Below are 15,937 nucleotides of genomic sequence, written 5' to 3'. Positions count from 1 at the left end.
ACCCGCTACGTCGTGTCGGCGAGTTCGAGCCGTGCCCCTTCCTTCATGCCTTCGAACATGCCGACGGTCCTCGACTTCCCGGTGTTCTCCATCACCGTGATCTCCCGGTCGGCGAGCACGTCGGCGGTGGCGCGGGGCGGAGCGGCGACAACAGAAGATCGGCGCCCCGGCGGACCGTGTCGAAAGCGCTTCCTGTCCGTCGCGTCAGACCCGTTGACCTCCTCGTTCCACACCCTTACCTTTTCGGCGTTCGTCATGACAGATGTCGTTTGACATCTCGAACACACATCTCGAACACCCCGAGAGGCAAGCCGTATGAGCCGCGATGACGACCTGCCCGCAGGCCTCCATCCCCCCACCCGCCGACTGATGCTGAAGGGAGCCGCCCTGGCCGCGGGCGCCCTCGCGGCGACCCCCACCCCGGCCACCGCCGCGCCGAACGGGAAGGCCGCCCCGTTCGTGAACCCGCTCGTCCGGCAGCGCGCCGACCCGTACATCCACCGCCACGGCGACGGCTTCTACTACTTCACGGCGACGGTCCCCGAGTACGACCGGATCGTCCTGCGCCGTTCCCGCACCCTCGACGGGCTGGCGACGGCCGCCGAGTCGGTCATCTGGACCAGGCACGCCACCGGTGCGATGGGCGCGCACATCTGGGCGCCGGAGATCCACCGCATCGGCGGCAAGTGGTACGTGTACTTCGCCTCCGCGCCCGCCGAAAGCGTCTGGGACATCCGCATCTGGGTCCTGGAGAACGCCGATCCCGATCCGTTCGAGGGAACCTGGGTGGAGAAGGGGCAGGTGAGAACGGCCTGGGAAACCTTCTCCCTCGACGCCACCACCTTCAGTCACCGTGGAACGCGCTATCTCGTCTGGGCCCAGCACGAGCCCGGCATGGACAACAACACCGCCCTGTGGCTGTCCCGGATGGCGAACCCCTGGACCCTGACGGGGCCGCAAGTCAGGCTGTCCACACCTGAGTTCGACTGGGAGTGCGTCGGCTACAAGGTCAACGAGGGCCCGGCCGTCCTCACCCGCAACGGCCGGCTCTTCCTGTCCTACTCGGCGTCCGCCACGGACCACCACTACTGCATGGGCCTGCTGACGGCCGACGCGCACGCCGACCTCATGGACCCCGCGAACTGGTCGAAGTCCCCGGTCCCGGTCTTCACCAGCAACGACACGACCCAGCAGTACGGCCCCGGCCACAACTGCTTCACGGTCGCCGAGGACGGCCGCAGCGACGTACTCGTCTACCACGCGCGCCAGTACAAGGAGATCACCGGCGACCCCCTGAACGACCCCAACCGCCACACCCGGATCCAGCGGCTCGGCTGGAACCCGGACGGCACCCCCCACTTCGGCATCCCCGTGGCCGACACGGCCGCCGACTCCGTGAAGGAGAGTGCGTGACATGAGACGTGCGTACGCGGTCCTGCTCGCCCTGTGCCTGGGCCTGTTCGGCGCCCTCGCCACCGCCGGCCCCGCCCAGGCGGCCGCCCAGACGATCACCAACGGCACCCAGTTCACCGACACTTCGGGCGCCTTGGTCCACGCCCACGGCGGCGGCGTCATCAAGGTCGGCTCCTACTACTACTGGTTCGGTGAGGACCGCAACGCCGACAACACCTTCCGGTACGTGGACGCCTACCGCTCGGCCGACCTGAAGAACTGGGAGTTCAGGAACCACGTCCTGACCCAGTCCTCCGCCACCGAACTGGGCACCGCCTACATCGAGCGCCCGAAAGTCATCTACAACGCTTCCACCAGCACGTTCGTGATGTGGATGCACAAGGAGAACGGCGTCGACTACAGCGAGGCACGTGCCGCCGTCGCCGTCTCCGACACCGTCGACGGCAACTACACCTACCAGGGCAGTTTCCAGCCGCTGGGCCAGTACATGTCCCGTGACATCACGACGTTCGTCGACACCGACGGAACCGCTTACATGGTCTCAGCGGCCAACGAGAACTACGACCTGCACATCTACCGGCTCACCGCCGACTACACGGCCATCGCCGACCTGGTCGCCAACCCCTGGCCCGGCGGCCACCGCGAGGCCCCGGCCCTGTTCAAACGGGGCGGCGTCTACTTCATGCTGACCTCGGGTGCGACCGGCTGGAGCGCCAACCAGCAGCAGTACGCCACCGCCACCAGCCTCTCCGGCCCCTGGACCTCCTGGACCAACGTCGGCGACTCCACGGCCTACAACTCCCAGACCGCCTACGTCCTGACGGTCACCGGCACCTCGGGCACCTCGTACCTCTACATGGGCGACCGGTGGGGCAACTCCTTCGGCGGCACGGTCAACGACTCCCGCTACGTCTGGCTGCCGCTGACCTTCCCCACCTCCACCTCGATGTCCATGTCCTGGTACCCCGAGGTCACCGTCGACACCACCGCCGGCACGATCAGCGGGACGAGCGCCACGTACAACACGCTCGTCGCCCGGCACAGCGGCAAGTGCGCGGACGTGGCGAACCAGTCCCTGTGGCAGGGCGTCGCGATCAGCCAGTACACCTGCAACGGCGGCACCAACCAGAAGTGGTGGTTGAAGGACCTCGGGACCGGTTACTACGAGCTGATGGGCCGCGGCAGCTCCCTGTGCCTGCAGGAGAACGACGCCAGTGTCACCCAGGAGAACTGCACCGGCGCCACCGCCCAGCAGTGGTCGGTCGTCACCTCGGGCTCCTACGTGAACATCAAGGCCCGCGCCAGTGGTGAGTGCCTGGACGTGTCCGGCGCGTCCACCGCCAACTCCGCCGCGATCATCACGTACACCTGCAACGGAGGCACCAACCAGCAGTGGACACGCGGCACCTGACGTCAGATCAGCAGATCGATCGCGTCGATCGACGTGCCCGCGCTCAGATAGGAGGTCGACCCCGAGCCGCTCGCCACGTAGATCTTCAGCGTGTTGTAGGCGCTGGTGTCCGTCAGCCAGGCGGACGCCGGCACGCTGTAGGTGAACGTGTGGTTGTTGCCCCGGTAGGAGCCCACGGTCAGCGACCGGGTGCTCGGCTGCGCGGGCGGCGAGGGGACGGCGGAGGTCCAGGTGTCGTTGACGACGACCTGCGGCCGGCCGTTGGCATAGGCCGTCGTCACCCCGATCCGCAGGGTGTGCGCCGCGGCGGCCTGGGCGGCCGTCAGCTTGAAGTGGACGACGATGCCGCTGTTGACGTCCTTCCACAGATAGCAGGGGAAGGCGGACGTCTCACTGCCGCTGCCGATCACCACGTTGCCGGTCCAGGGGGCGGCACGGACGTCGGACGGATGCGCGTACGTCATCAGGTCGGCGTTCTTGAACCCGCTGGGCGAGCCGTTCCAGTCGCCGATGCGCCAGATCGCGCTCGCGTTGCTCGGGTCGTTCGAGGACGGGACGGCGATGGTGTTGAGTGTGGTCGTGCCGCCCGCGGTGACCACCACCGAGCCGCTGTGGACGGCCAGTTCGCCCTTGAAGACGGTCAGCGTGTACGTCCCCGGCAGCACACGCGGAAGGGAGAAGTAGCCGTCGGAGGAGCGCGCCGAACCCCAGTACTGCGCGGCCGAGTTGGCGAGGCCGACCGTGTAGGGGTACGCCGTGTCGCGTCCGGTGATCCCGACGCCGGCGACCTTTCCGCGTCCGCTCGAGGGCACGTACCCGGAGATGCCGAGCGAATCCGCCCAGGCGGTGCTGATGTTGGCGTGGTGGAGCGACGACGAGGGCGCGCCGCCGTCCGTGAAGGCGATGACGTAGGGGCCCTGGAGGCCGAAACGCTGGGACTCCGTCTGGTTCTCGCCGTAGTAGAGGATCTCGTAGAGGCCGCCGCCGTCGGCGCTCTGGTGGCGCAGCAGGGAGCGGTAGAAGGGGCCGCCGGAGGCCTTCTCGTGGTTGGAGCGGACCATGTACAGGCCGACGCTTCCCGTCGTCCAGCCGATGTAGTCGTAGTCGATGACCCGCAGCTTGGAATAGTGCTTGGAGCGGGTCTGGCCGTCGGACTTGGCGAAGACGTCCGAGGCTTCGACGGTGCTCGTCGTGTACGTATAGCTGTCGGGTTCGTCGTTGAGGAACATCCCGGCTTTGACGCGCACGATGTAACGGGTTGCGGAAACCGAGTCGTCGGCCTTGTTGGTCCACAGGTAGATGTTGTTCTCGCCGCTGCGGGCCGCGTAGTAGTGCTTGAGCGTGCCGTGGGTGACGGAGACCAGGATGCTCGAGCCGGACTGACCGATCGTCACCGTCGAGGTGCCGAGGCCGGATTCGATGTGGGAGTTCTTGCCGCCGTACCCCTGGTACTCCGTGCCCTTGTAGACCAGCGAGGTCAGGTCGCCGTTGGTCTTGCTGACCTTGAAGACGAGGCTCGCGCCGGTGTCGATGACGTAGTTGGAGCCGTCGTCGCTCCAGCCGAATGCGGCGGCGGACGCGGAGCCGGCGAGCGGACCGGCGAGGGCGGCGGTGCCCGCGGCGGCCGCGGTGCCGAGGACGAAGGTGCGGCGGCCGACCGGTCTGTTCGCGGTTTCGGACATGGGGGTGCCTCCTTCATGAGCCGTAGGGGTGCGAGTGCTTGGCAGGGTGACAGTTGAATCGATTTCGCGAAAGGGCTTTCGCTTGATGGAGGTTGGCAGTCTTGTGAAATCGGCTTGAGGACTGGAAAGCGCTTGCCAGTGGCGGTACGGTCCAGCGGCCAGGCCAAGTCGTTCCGGTCGTTCCCTCGGAGGGATGCGCGAATGAGACGTTTCAAGCTGACCGTGCTGGCGGCGCTGACCCTCGGCGCCGGACTGACCGCCACGCCGGCCCAGGCGCACGAGGCGACAAAGCCCCTCGGCCTGGATCACTGCACCGCCACCGCCTGCCACTTCGACGTGCCGCCCGGCACCTACGACGTGACCGTCCTGCTCGGCGGCGAGGCCGCGTCCAGCACCGGCATCAGCGGCGAGACCCGCCGCTCCCTGCTCCCCGAGACGCCCGCCGCGGCCGACGAGCGCGTGGCCCGCAGCTTCTCCGTGAACGTCCGTACGCCGGAGGGCGAGCCGACGGGCCCCGACGGAACTCCCGGCCTGGACCTGGCCCTTGGCGGCTCGGCCCCCGCCCTGGCGGGCATTCGCGTCACCCCGGCGGCCCGGCACACCCGCCAGATCCTCCTCGTCGGCGACTCCACGGTCTGCGACCAGCCCGCCGACCCCTACTCCGGCTGGGGTCAGCAGCTCCCGCAGTTCCTCCGCAAGGGTGTGTCGGTGGCCAACTACGCGGATTCCGGCGAGAGTACGGTCACGTACCTGGGGAACCCGCAGCTGTGGGGGACGGTGCGGCCCCTGATCCGCCCCGGTGACCTGGTACTGATCCAGCTGGCGCACAACGACAAGACGACCGACGGGGCGACCTACCGGGCCAATCTGGAGACCCTCGTGGCCGGGGTGCGGGACAAGGGCGGAAAGCCGGTCCTGGTGACGCCGATCGTGCGGCGGTGGTTCAATGCGGACGGCACCTTGAACAACAACACAGCGCTGCTGGTCAATGGTCTCGGTGTGGACCACCCCGCGGTCATCCGGTCGGTGGCGGCCGCGGAGCACGTATCGTTGATCGATCTGACCGCGAGGACGAAGGCGCTGGTGGAGTCCCTGGGTGTCGAGGGCTCCGAAGCGATCTACCTCTACAACGAGAAGAAGGACAACACCCACACCTCCGTGCACGGCGCGACGGTGTACGCGGGCCTTGTCCGTGACGGACTTCTCGCCCAGCACCTGGTGCCGAAGGGCCTGGTGCGGGTGGGATGAACGCCTGGGGCGTCTCGACCGGAACCGGGGCGCCCCAGGTCTCCCCTCCGGGTGATCCGGACGGCGTGATCCCCGTTGTTTCCCGAGCCGTGCCTCCGTACTTGCCTCGAGCCGGGTCGTTTCCCCGAGCAGGGTCGTTTCTCCGAGCCGGGTCGCTTCCCCGAGCCGGGTCGTTACCGCAATTCCCTGAAAGGGAGCCGATGCACCTGCCCTCCGCCGACGAGACCCTGAGCCCGCGCACCGGTTACACCCGCGCACACTGGGAGGCGGCCGCCGACGCCCTGCTCGCCGCAGTCGAGCCGTACGCGGCCGAGGGTGGCGCGCTCTACCACCTCCCCGGCGACCGCCAGAGCTGGTCGGGCCGACTCTCCGACGGCCTTGAGGGATACGCCCGTACGCTCCTCCTCGCGGCGTTCCGCCGCGACGAGAGCGCCCTCCAGCGCTACGCCGAGGGCCTCGCGGCCGGCACGGCGGGCGTCTGGCCCCGCATCGAGGACCGCGGGCAGCCCCTGGTCGAGGCCGCTTCCATCGCCCTCGCCCTGCGCCTGACCCGCCCGCTGCTGTGGGACCGGCTGGACGACGGAGTTCGACAGCGGGCGGCGGCCTGGCTCGGCGAAGCGCTGACCGCCGCGGCGTGGCCGTGCAACTGGGAACTGTTTCCCGTGACGGTGGGCGGATTCCTCGACGAGATCGGGTACGAGACGGCAGCCTCCCGCAAGGCGGTCGACCGCGGCCTGGAACGCGTCGAGGACTGGTACCTCGGGGACGGCTGGTACACCGACGGCGACGGCCGCAAGTTCGACTACTACAACGGCTGGGCGATGCACCTCTACCCGGTGCTGCACGCGTGGCTCGCCGACGACGAGCGCCTGCTCGACCTCTACGGCGGCAGACTCTCGCGCCATCTGGAGGACTACGCGCGTCTCTTCGGCGGCGACGGCGCGCCGATGCACCAGGGCCGTTCCCTGACCTACCGTTTCGCCACCACGGCACCGCTGTGGCTCGGCGCGCTGACGGACCGGACGCCCCTCGCCCCGGGGGAGACGCGCAGGCTCGCCTCGGGCGCCCTGAAGTACTTCCTGGAACGGGGCGCCGTGGACGACCGCGGTCTCCTCACCCTCGGCTGGCACGGCCCCGACCCGGCCGTCCTGCAAGGCTATTCGGGCCCCGCCTCGCCCTACTGGGCCGGCAAGGGCTTCCTCGGCCTCCTCCTGCCGCCCGACCACCCGGTGTGGACGGCGACGGAGGAACCGGGACCCGCCGAGCGCGCGGACGCGACGACACCGATCGCCCCGCCCAACTGGCTTGTGCAGTCGACCGCTTCGGACGGACTGGTGCGCCTTCACAACCACGGCAGCGAGGACGTCCGCTATGACCCCTACTACACGCGCCTCGCGTACTCGACGGCGACGGCGCCCTCCTCGTCGTACGACAACAGCGTGATCGTCGGCGACGACCCGGGCCGGACGGAGATCGAGCCGCTGGGCGTGGGCGACGGATGGGCGGCGTCACGGCATCTCGCCGGTGCGGGTGCCCGGGTCACCAGTGTGGTGCTGGTGCGAGGGGCCGTGGAGGTGCGGGCGTTCAGAGTCACCGGTGCGGAACCGGGGACGCCGGTCCGGGTGACGGGGTGGACGGCGGAACGGGAGGGCCTACGAGCCGAACTCCTCCCGGCCGTCGGCCTGTCGGACGCGCTCACCGGGATCACCGACGACGAGGACACACTCTTCGTGGCGCTGGCACGGCTCACCGGGCAGGCGGATCCTGTGCCGTTGAGGGAGACGGTGTCCGTGAAGGCCACTGGAGCAAGGGAGTTGGCCGTGCGGTGGAGCGACGGGCCCGACGTGCGGGTCCTGTTCGACGACGCGGGGAGCAGGGTCGTCGTCCAGGAGCCTCGGCCGGCGGGATGAAGCCTTGGACGAGGCAGTCACAGGGGCCAACCGGGCAGCGGCGCACTGCGGTCGTCGAGCGCGGCCAGCGTCCGGACGAGCCGTTCGGCGAACGCGGCGGGGTGTTTTGCAACGCCGACGTGACCGCCGGGGAATGCGACGAAGCGGCTGCCGGTGCGGTCGGCGATGAACTCGGCCGTCCGAAAGAGGAGGTGACCCCGCGAGTCGGAACCGGCGGCAAGGGTGAGACGGCTGCGGGAGTCGGCAAGGGCGGCCAGGTCGGCCGGGTAGGAGGTGAACTGGCGCAGGACGTGAGCGAGGAAGAGGGCCATAGGGTTCCTCAACTCCTCGTCCCGGGACAAGGGGTGGCCGCCGACCGGATCCGGCGACGGCTCCTGTCCCGTCAGCGCGGCGTTCAGCCGTGTCGCCGCCGCCCGCGGGCCTGCCGCGCGGTAAGTGTCGTACACCGCCCGGAACATGTCCCGGTGCCGGGGGCCGTCGGGCAGTACCCCGACGCACGGCGGCTCGTGGGCTATGACGTGCCGCAGCCGTTCCGGACGGCGGGCGAGCAGGTCGAGGGCCACGATGGCGCCGGAGCTGGTGCCGAGGACGTACGCCGACCCGCCTTCGGGCAGGACCGCTTCGAGGACCCGGTGCGCTCCGTCGCTCCACTCCTCGACCCGCTGGTCCTCCACCGGCTCCCCGAGCCGTCCATGCGCGAGGCCGAGGGGGTCGTACGTCACGACGGTGAACCGGTCGGCGAGCGCGTCGGTCAGCGGATCGAGGCCCATGGGGTGCCCGGCGCCACCGGGGATGATCAGAAGCACGGGCCCGCTGCCCCGTACGTCGTGGTGCGGCTCAGTCATCGTCCTGCCGTCCTTCCCTCGGCCAGTGCCGAAGTGCGATGTGGAGGGCGTCCACGGCCTTGTCCCAGGACCGCTGTACGTCGCGTGGGGCGCCGAAGCCGCCGGTGGCTTCCAGGGCGCAGTAGCCGTGGAAGGTGCTGCGCAGCAGGCGTACGGCGTCGGTGAGGTCGGGTTCGTCGAGGCCGTAGGCGCGGAGCATGCCGTAGGTGATCTCGGCGGTGCGGCGCAGCGCGGGGGAGTCGGCGACGAGGGACTGGTCGATACGGATCTGCGTGGCCGCGTAGCGGCCCGGCCGCTCCAGCGCGAACTCCCGGTAGGCGCCCGCGAAGGCGGCCAGCGCGTCCTTGCCGGCCCGTCCGGCGACCGCGAACGCGATGCGGTCGATCAGCTCGCCGCCCGCCAGGAACGCCATCCGCGTCCGCAGATCCTGGAGATTCCTGACATGCGAGTACAGGCTCGCGTCCTTGACCCCGAAGTGCCGGGCCAGGGCGGAGAGAGTCACGTTCTCGAAACCGACCTCGTCGGCGAGATCGACGGCGGCCGCGGTGATCCGCTCGGGGGTGAGACCGGCTCGCGCCATGCGTACGACCTCCTGACTCGCCCATTTCCTAGGGCCTCTAGGTGCAAGGCTAGTAGTACTAGGTCCCCTGAAGCGAACGATATTTTGACGCCGTGATGGTGGGCACGTGGCGCTGGTCGGGCAGGGTGACACAGCACTGTCCACGGGAAGGGAGAAGCGGAATCAGCACCCAGTCATCGCCCCCGTCCCCCCAACCCCTCTGGCGTCAAAGGAACTTCGCCGTCTTCTGGACCGCCCAGACGCTCTCCGTTCTCGGCGACTCCTTCGCGCTGATCGCCCTTCCGCTGCTCGTCCTGCAGGCCACCGGCTCGCTCGCCCGGATGGGGCTGCTGACGGCGGTGGGCGGGGCCGCGTCGGTGGTGGCGGGGGTGTTCGCGGGGGTCGTGGTGGACCGGGTCGACCGGCGGCGGCTGCTGATCGGCTGTGACCTCGTACGGATGGTGCTGTACGGCGCGATCCCGTTGGTGTGGGTGTTCGGTCCGCGGATCTGGCTGCTGTACGGCGTGCTGCCGTTGTGCGAGGCCGTCGGGACGTTCTTCGCCGTCGGATATGTGACCGTCGTACGGGGGCTGGTCGCCACCGAACGGCTGACCGAGGCCAATGGCCGGCTGAACGCGACGGCGGCCGCCGCGGGCGTGCTCGGGCCGGTGTGCGCGGGGCTCGTCGCCGCGTGGGCCGGCCCCGCCTCCGCCGTCGGTGTGGACGCGGCCAGCTTCGGGGTCTCGGCGGCCTGTCTGCTCCTCGTCCGGATCCGCCCGCGTCCCGCGGACGACCGTGCAGGTCCCACGGAGAACCGGGCGGCGCGGCGGGCCGGTCTGTGGCGGGACCTGCGGGCGGGAGTGTCCTTCCTCTACGGGCACCCGGTCCTGCGCTCCCTCACCGCCCTCCTCTTCGGCTTCAGTTTCCTCACCCTCGGCCTCACCGACCTGGTCATCTACCACGTCAAGCACGACCTCGGCCATGACGACGGCACCGTCGGCACGGTCATGGCGTGCGGCGCGCTCGGCACGATCGCCGGCTCGCTGCTGGTCGCCCGGATCCGCCGTCGGTTCGGGTTCGGGTGGGCCTGGGCCGGCGCGACGGCGGTGTGCGGACTGGCGTTCGCCGGCCTGGGGTGGACGCGGGACGTGGCCGTGGTGGCCGGCCTGAGCGCGACGTTTCTGGGGTGCGTCGGCATCGCGGGCACCTGCTCCATGTCCCTGCGTCAGGAGGTCACCCCCGAGCCGCTGCTGGGCCGCGTCACCTCCGCCTTCTGGACCCTGCACTACTCGGCCGCCCCGATCGGCGCGGCCGCCCTCACCTGGTCCGCCGAGCGGCACGGCACCGCCCCGGTGGCGCTGGTGGCGGGCGGCCTGTGCGTCGTGATCGCCGCGGTGGCGCTGTTCACTCCGGTACGGCGGTCGGGGCGCCCGTCCTGAGGCGGGCCGTCAGCCGTTGACGCCCGTGTAGTGGTGCAGGCTCCAGCGCCACAGGAAGCGGGACGCGAGGTAGGCGAGGACGCCGATGAGGGGGGAGGCGGCCGCCAGCCAGTACGGGACGCCCGTGTCGTGGCCGTGGCCGGTGAGGACGGCCGCCGGGAAGTAGGCGACGAATGCCAGCGGGATGCCGAAGGTGAGGAAGCCGCCCACCGCCTTGGGCAGGACGTTGAGCGGGTAGCTGCCGAAGGTGCCCAGCAGCTCCTCCAGCCAGCGGCTCCAGTAGTCGGCGGTCGGGAAGCGCAGGGACGCACTGGCCACCGCCGTGAACAGGGCGGCCTCCAGCAGCATGCCGCCGACGAGACAGACGATGAGATACGCGACGCGGCCGGCGTTCCAGTCGAGGTGGCTGCGGGACAGGGCGCCGACCATCAGCCCCGTGGCCACGGTCAGGTCACCGATCGCGTTGGTGGGGAAGTACTGCAGCTGCACCTGCCGGTGGACCGGCATGGGCCGCAGCAGATAGACGTCGATCTGCCCCTCCTGGATGAACCGGCCGATGCCGTGCATCCGGCCCAGGACCAGGACGAACAGCCCGTGCGCCAGCATCCGCGTCGCCGGGATCAGCAGCACGTCGGAGCTGTCCCAGCCGCCCATCCCGCTGAACCGGGTCAGCAGCACGGTCGCGAACACGATCACCGACACCTGCCAGATCGCGCCGATCGCGACCATCAGCAGGAACTCGGTGCGGTACTCCAGTTGGGAGCGGAAGTTGAGACGCGTGACGCGCCAGGCGATCTTGACGGCGTTCATGACCTCAGCCTCCCTGGGAGATGACCCGGCGGGCGGCCCGCCGCCACAGGAACCGGGTGAACAGGTGGAGCAGCACGACCCAGCCGGCCTGGATCGCCAACTGCAGTGGCGCGTCGGACAGTTCGATGCGGCCGACGTACAGCGACAGGGGTACGTTGAGCGTCGCCTGGAAGGGCAGGAAGGTGCTCAGGGTGCGGAACCAGGCGGGGAAGAACCACAGGGGGGCGTACACCCCGGACATCAGGTTCTGCGCGAAGATCAGGATGAGCATGGCGGCGCTGTTGCGCACGGTCCAGAAGCACATCTGGTCCAGCAGGAGCATGACGTGGTACAGCACGAGCTGCCCGAGCAGCAGGCTGAGCACGAACACCCCGGCCACGGCGGCCGATTCGGGCGGCTCCACCACCCCGGCGGCGAGGCACACCGCGTATCCGGCGAGCGCCCACGCGGCCCCGTAGACCTGCTCGCCGAGGGCGCGCAGAGCGTGGTAGCGGGCGGGCGACAGCGGGCGCAGATACCAGTAGACGATGGTGCCGAAGTGCATGTGCTGGATGACCGTGTCCCGGCCCGCGTACTGGTCCAACTCCCGCAGCCGGGAGGCGAGTACGGCCAGCACGGCGTACGTGACGGCCTGGTCGCGGCTCATCCCGGCGGAGACCGTCGTGCGGTCGTACAGGCCGTTCCACAGGGAGGCGACCAGCACCACCTGGACGATCAGCCGGACCAGCACGGCCGTCATCCGGGGCGGGGCGTGCAGTTCACCGAGCGGGGTGACGCGGGCGGCGCGCCAGGCGTGCAGGACTGCCACCGTCAGGCCCCTTCCGCGCCGGGCCCGGCGTGGACGTACGCGGCGCGCATCACGTCCTCCAGGTCCGCCTCGTCGATGGCGATGCCCGTCACCTCGTACCGCTCGATGACCGCCTTGAGCGCCTGGTGGACCGTGGGCGCGTCGGGTCCGTCCGGACCGAACACGACCTGCGGGCCCTCCTGCCGCAGCAGCACGATGCCCGGCGGCGGTACGACGTCGGTGTGCGCGTCGGCGAGGGTGGCCCGCACCTGCCAGGTCGAGCCGTACTTGCGGCGGATCTCGTCGAGGGTGCCGTCCAGGACCAGCCGCCCGTGATTGACGAGGACGACCCGCTCGGCGAGCCGCTCGACCTCGGTCATGTCGTGCGTGGTCAACAGGACGGTACGGCCCCGCTCTTCGACCTGGTGGCGCAGGAACTCGCGGACCTGCTCCTTGACCACCACGTCCATGCCGATGGTCGGCTCGTCGAGGAAGACCACCGGCGGGTCGTGCAGCAGGGCCGCGGCCAGGTCGCAGCGCACCCGCTGGCCCAGGGAGAGATGACGCACCCGGGTGTCCCAGAAGGAGGACAGTTCGAGGATGTCGTCGAACTCCTTCAGGCGCGCGGCGTGTTCGGCCCCCGGCACCTCGTAGATGTCGCGCAGGATCGCGAACGACTCCCGCACCGGCAGGTCCCACCACAGCTGGGTACGCTGCCCGAACACCGCGCCGATGTTACGGGCGTTGCGTTCCCGGTCCTCGTACGGCACCACGCCCGCCACCCGGGCCTCGCCGGAGGTGGGGGTGAGGATGCCGGTGAGCATCTTGATGGTGGTGGACTTCCCGGCGCCGTTCGGGCCGAGCAGGGCGAGGAGTTCGCCCGGTGCCACATCGAAGGAGATGTCGGAGACGGCGTGCTTGACGGCCCGTTCCGGGTTGACGAGGGATCTGAGGGCGCCGGTGAAACCGGGCCGGCGGACGGTGGTGTGGAACGAGCGGGAGAGGGAGCGGACCTCGATGCTGCCGATCACTCGACGGACCTCCGGGTGAGCTGGATCAGCCGTACGGTTGCCGCGAGCGAGGCGGCGGAGAGCGCGGTCAGCAGCCAGGGGACCGCAGGGATGCCCCAGGTCTCGATGCCCACGCCCAGCAGGGGCGGCGCCGCCACCCCGCCGGCCATCGACGCGGCGATGACCCAGGCACCGGCGCGCCTCGCCTGGGGAAGGGCCCTGTTCAGCCAGGGCAGACCGGTCGGAAAGACCGGCGCGATGAACAACCCAACACCGGCGTACGCCACCGGCGCCAGTCCTTTTGCCGTTGCCAGCAGCAGACACACGGTCATACCGGCCGCGCAGACGGTGAGGATGCGTTCGGGGGAGTACCGCAGGGCGACGGGGACGACGAGGAAGCGGCCCGCCGTCATCATCAGCCAGTACACCGAGGTCGCCGACGCGGCGACGGTCGCGCCGTAGCCGACGGTCTCCAGATGGGTGGGCTCCCAGCCGCCGACTCCGGCCTCGACGGCGACGTTGAGGACGTAGAGGGCGAGGAAGCCGAGGAGGACGCGCGGGAGCCCGAGCCGGCCCTTCGCGGGAACCGGTTCCGCGTAGGTCTGCGGAGTGCCGTGGACGGGTTCCGCCTCGGTCACCGGAGTGCGGGGATCCCGTTCGGGGTCGGTTGCCCGAGTCCCGCAGACCGGTTGCCCGACGGTCACCGACGTGCGCGAAACCGCTTCCGCGACGGTCGTCGGCGGGCGGGGAATCGGTTCCGCGCCGGTCATCGAAGTGCGCGAAGCCGGTTCCGCGTCGCTCACCGGGGTGCGGACGCCGCTCGACCCCGCGACCACCAGCAGCGCCGCGAGCACCGAGCATGCCCCGAAGGCGTACGTGTACGCGTCCCGGCCCAGCCACGCCACCACCACCGGTCCGAGCACCGCGCCGATGCCGAAGTGGGCGTTGAGCACGTTCAGCATGGCCGTGGAGCGGTCGCCGAAACCGACGGCGAAGAGCTGGTTGAGGCCGTAGTCGATACCGCCGAAGCCGAGGCCCGCGAGAAAGGCGGCGGCCAGGGCGGGCGGCCAGCCGGGGGCGAGCGCGAAGCCCGCGGCGCCCAGCGCCATCAGGCCGTAACTCGCCGCCAGCAGAGCTCTGTTGCTGATCCGGGAGTGGATCGCGTTGAAGGCGAGGACGCCCGCCACGCCCCCCGTGAAGTGCAAGCTCAGACCGAGCCCGGCGCCCGCCGGGGACAGGCCGAACTCGGCGCGCAGGCCCGGCACGGCCGGACCGTAGAGCGCCTGGAGCATCCCGATGAGGACGAACCCGCCGCAGGACGCGGCCGTGGCCGGCCGTGAGAACAGCCGGGCCGGCGCGGGGGTCCTCAGGACCGTCTCGCTCACCTGACCTCCGACCTTGGGCAGGCCGGAGCCATGTGGGCCCGGCGCGGCGCAACAGTATGGGCTACCGAGGTGAATCGGCAACGGGTTAAAACATGGGGTGTATAAAGTCAGTCGCCCAGAATGTCCCGCACGAAAGCGTTGGCGAACTTGCCGTGCGGGTCGAGCGAGCGGACCAGCTCCCGGAAGTCGCCGAGCCGGGGACAGCGCTCGCGCAGCGCCGACGCGGGAACGGTGAAGACCTTCCCCCAGTGCGGCCGCGCGTCGAAGCCCTCCAGCGCCTCCTCCACCCGCCGCACCACCGGCAGCACCGCCTTCGTGTCCTCGACCCAGGTGAAGTGCAGCGCCACCGTGTCCCGCCCGTACGCCGGGCTCAGCCACTGCGCGTCGGCGGCCACCGTGCGCACTTCGCAGATCTGCAGCACCGGCGCGACCGTCTCACGGATCGCGTCCAGGGCGCGCAGCGCGTCCAGGGCGTACGGCCTCGGCAGCAGGTACTCCGACTGCAGCTCGGCGCCGCTGCTCGGCGTGAACTCGGCCCGGAAGTGCGGAAGCCGCTCGTGCCAGGGCCCCGGCACCCCGAACTGCTCGGTGCAGTTGACCGCGGGCATCCCCGGCACCGGGTGCAGCTTCTCGGTCGCGGGCGCGGCCCACGGGAAGTCGGACAGCGGCTGGTCGGCGCGCCGCTTGAGCCACACCTGCCGGAAACCGGGCGCCCGCCAGTCGGTGAACAGGCTCACGCTGTAGGCCGACGCCGCCACCTTCTCGAAGTCCAGCCCCTCCAGCGGCAGTTCGGTGAAGACGCGCTGCTCGACCTCGTACGACGGCTCGAGGTCCAGGGTGAGCGCGGTGACCACGCCCAGCGCGCCCAGGGACGTCACCGCACCCTCGAACCGGTCGTCGCCGCGTCCGATGGTGACCAGGGAGCCGTCGGCCGTGACGATCTCCACCTCGCGCACGGGCGCCGCGAGCGACCCGTTGCCGACCCCCGAGCCATGGGTGCCGGTGGCGACCGAGCCGGCCACCGAGATGTGCGGCAGGGAGGCCATGTTGGGCAGGGCCAGCCCGTGCGCGTACACGATCCGGGCGAGTTCCGCGTACCGCACGCCGCCCGAGACGCGTACCGTCCCGGCGGTGGTGTCGACGTCGATCACCGGGGGCAGGTCGGCGACCGTCAGCAGGATGCCCTCGGGGCCCGGCTCGGCGATCGCGTTGAAGGAGTGCCCGCTGCCCAGCACGCGTACCTTCGCGCTGCGCGCCACGAGATCCCTGATCCCGTCCAGCGAGTAGGGGCGGTGCAGCTCCTTGGCGGTGTAGGTGATGTTTCCCGCCCAGTTGGTGACCGTGGTCGTCATCTGTGTCGTCCCTCCCGGAGAGTGCCCATGCGTTGACCCTCTCATTTGCCGCGGCCTAGCGTAGATACCGGTTTCCACCGCCCGTC

14 protein-coding genes are annotated in these 15,937 nt (G+C 70.3%); 5 read left to right on the top strand and 9 right to left on the bottom strand.

Annotated elements, in window-relative coordinates; all coding sequences use genetic code 11:
- Positions 1 to 5: 5 nt before the first annotated feature.
- Positions 6 to 257, bottom strand: coding sequence for a hypothetical protein (locus tag ABZ453_RS23210; RefSeq protein WP_359017192.1), 252 nt, complete (start codon positions 255 to 257; stop codon positions 6 to 8).
- A gap of 58 nt (positions 258 to 315) precedes the next feature.
- On the opposite strand from ABZ453_RS23210, the gene ABZ453_RS23205 reads away from it, so the two are divergent.
- The gene (locus ABZ453_RS23205; protein ID WP_359017190.1) at positions 316 to 1,413 is read left to right on the top strand and encodes a glycoside hydrolase family 43 protein; all 1,098 of its coding nucleotides are present in this window, start codon (positions 316 to 318) and stop codon (positions 1,411 to 1,413) included.
- A gap of 1 nt (position 1,414) precedes the next feature.
- Positions 1,415 to 2,824: an RICIN domain-containing protein gene (locus ABZ453_RS23200; RefSeq protein ID WP_359017188.1), complete on the top strand. Its 1,410-nt coding sequence runs from the start codon at positions 1,415 to 1,417 to the stop codon at positions 2,822 to 2,824.
- Positions 2,825 to 2,826: 2 nt separating this feature from the next.
- Here the strand turns inward: ABZ453_RS23200 and ABZ453_RS23195 are convergent, their stop codons facing one another.
- Positions 2,827 to 4,506 carry a rhamnogalacturonan lyase B N-terminal domain-containing protein gene (locus ABZ453_RS23195; RefSeq protein WP_359017186.1) on the bottom strand — a complete coding sequence of 560 codons (1,680 nt, stop codon included), beginning with the start codon at positions 4,504 to 4,506 and terminating at the stop codon, positions 2,827 to 2,829.
- Positions 4,507 to 4,707: 201 nt separating this feature from the next.
- Here ABZ453_RS23195 and ABZ453_RS23190 point away from each other — a divergent pair, with 201 nt between their 5' ends.
- Positions 4,708 to 5,754 (top strand): rhamnogalacturonan acetylesterase, encoded by a 1,047-nt coding sequence (locus ABZ453_RS23190; RefSeq protein ID WP_359017184.1) that lies wholly within the window; start codon positions 4,708 to 4,710, stop codon positions 5,752 to 5,754.
- A 200-nt stretch (positions 5,755 to 5,954) separates the two neighbouring features.
- A complete protein-coding gene (locus ABZ453_RS23185; protein WP_359017182.1) occupies positions 5,955 to 7,664 on the top strand; it encodes a DUF2264 domain-containing protein in 1,710 nt (569 codons plus the stop codon).
- Positions 7,665 to 7,681: 17 nt separating this feature from the next.
- Here the strand turns inward: ABZ453_RS23185 and ABZ453_RS23180 are convergent, their stop codons facing one another.
- Positions 7,682 to 8,509 (bottom strand): alpha/beta hydrolase, encoded by an 828-nt coding sequence (locus ABZ453_RS23180; protein ID WP_359017180.1) that lies wholly within the window; start codon positions 8,507 to 8,509, stop codon positions 7,682 to 7,684.
- Positions 8,502 to 9,089 carry a WHG domain-containing protein gene (locus ABZ453_RS23175; protein WP_359017178.1) on the bottom strand — a complete coding sequence of 196 codons (588 nt, stop codon included), beginning with the start codon at positions 9,087 to 9,089 and terminating at the stop codon, positions 8,502 to 8,504. Before ABZ453_RS23175 ends, ABZ453_RS23180 begins: the two co-directional genes overlap by 8 nt.
- Positions 9,090 to 9,181: 92 nt before the next feature.
- Between ABZ453_RS23175 and ABZ453_RS23170 the strand changes: the two genes are divergently transcribed.
- Positions 9,182 to 10,507: an MFS transporter gene (locus ABZ453_RS23170; protein WP_359017176.1), complete on the top strand. Its 1,326-nt coding sequence runs from the start codon at positions 9,182 to 9,184 to the stop codon at positions 10,505 to 10,507.
- Between the two features lie 9 nt (positions 10,508 to 10,516).
- Here ABZ453_RS23170 and ABZ453_RS23165 read toward each other — a convergent pair whose 3' ends face one another.
- From ABZ453_RS23165 to ABZ453_RS23145, 5 genes are all read right to left on the bottom strand, one after another.
- A complete protein-coding gene (locus ABZ453_RS23165; protein WP_359017174.1) occupies positions 10,517 to 11,317 on the bottom strand; it encodes an ABC-2 family transporter protein in 801 nt (266 codons plus the stop codon).
- A 4-nt stretch (positions 11,318 to 11,321) separates the two neighbouring features.
- Positions 11,322 to 12,125, bottom strand: a complete 804-nt coding sequence (locus ABZ453_RS23160) for an ABC-2 family transporter protein (protein ID WP_359017172.1) — start codon at positions 12,123 to 12,125, stop codon at positions 11,322 to 11,324.
- Between the two features lie 2 nt (positions 12,126 to 12,127).
- On the bottom strand, positions 12,128 to 13,135 hold the full coding sequence (locus tag ABZ453_RS23155; RefSeq protein WP_359017170.1) for an ATP-binding cassette domain-containing protein: 1,008 nt from the start codon (positions 13,133 to 13,135) through the stop codon (positions 12,128 to 12,130).
- Positions 13,132 to 14,499, bottom strand: coding sequence for an MFS transporter (locus ABZ453_RS23150; protein ID WP_359017168.1), 1,368 nt, complete (start codon positions 14,497 to 14,499; stop codon positions 13,132 to 13,134). The genes ABZ453_RS23155 and ABZ453_RS23150 overlap by 4 nt, the downstream gene beginning before the upstream one ends.
- A gap of 107 nt (positions 14,500 to 14,606) precedes the next feature.
- The gene (locus ABZ453_RS23145; RefSeq protein WP_359017166.1) at positions 14,607 to 15,851 is read right to left on the bottom strand and encodes an FAD-binding protein; all 1,245 of its coding nucleotides are present in this window, start codon (positions 15,849 to 15,851) and stop codon (positions 14,607 to 14,609) included.
- Between the last annotated feature and the right edge of the window lie 86 nt (positions 15,852 to 15,937).

The organism is Streptomyces sp. NPDC005799, from assembly GCF_040630525.1.
In the GTDB taxonomy this organism is placed as follows: Bacteria; Actinomycetota; Actinomycetes; order Streptomycetales; family Streptomycetaceae; genus Streptomyces; species Streptomyces griseorubiginosus_B.
Note: the sequence above shows the minus strand (reverse complement) of the source record. Positions and strands in the feature narration are given on the sequence as shown.

Bases quoted from the DNA above. Each gene is read 5' to 3' on its own strand.
- ABZ453_RS23210 (WP_359017192.1), bottom strand. From the start codon at position 257: ATGACGAACGCCGAAAAGGTAAGGGTGTGGAACGAGGAGGTCAACGGG.
- ABZ453_RS23205 (WP_359017190.1), top strand. From the start codon at position 316: ATGAGCCGCGATGACGACCTGCCCGCAGGCCTCCATCCCCCCACCCGC.
- ABZ453_RS23200 (WP_359017188.1), top strand. From the start codon at position 1,415: ATGAGACGTGCGTACGCGGTCCTGCTCGCCCTGTGCCTGGGCCTGTTC.
- ABZ453_RS23195 (WP_359017186.1), bottom strand. From the start codon at position 4,506: ATGTCCGAAACCGCGAACAGACCGGTCGGCCGCCGCACCTTCGTCCTC.
- ABZ453_RS23190 (WP_359017184.1), top strand. From the start codon at position 4,708: ATGAGACGTTTCAAGCTGACCGTGCTGGCGGCGCTGACCCTCGGCGCC.
- ABZ453_RS23185 (WP_359017182.1), top strand. From the start codon at position 5,955: ATGCACCTGCCCTCCGCCGACGAGACCCTGAGCCCGCGCACCGGTTAC.
- ABZ453_RS23180 (WP_359017180.1), bottom strand. From the start codon at position 8,509: ATGACTGAGCCGCACCACGACGTACGGGGCAGCGGGCCCGTGCTTCTG.
- ABZ453_RS23175 (WP_359017178.1), bottom strand. From the start codon at position 9,089: ATGGCGCGAGCCGGTCTCACCCCCGAGCGGATCACCGCGGCCGCCGTC.
- ABZ453_RS23165 (WP_359017174.1), bottom strand. From the start codon at position 11,317: ATGAACGCCGTCAAGATCGCCTGGCGCGTCACGCGTCTCAACTTCCGC.
- ABZ453_RS23145 (WP_359017166.1), bottom strand. From the start codon at position 15,851: ATGACGACCACGGTCACCAACTGGGCGGGAAACATCACCTACACCGCC.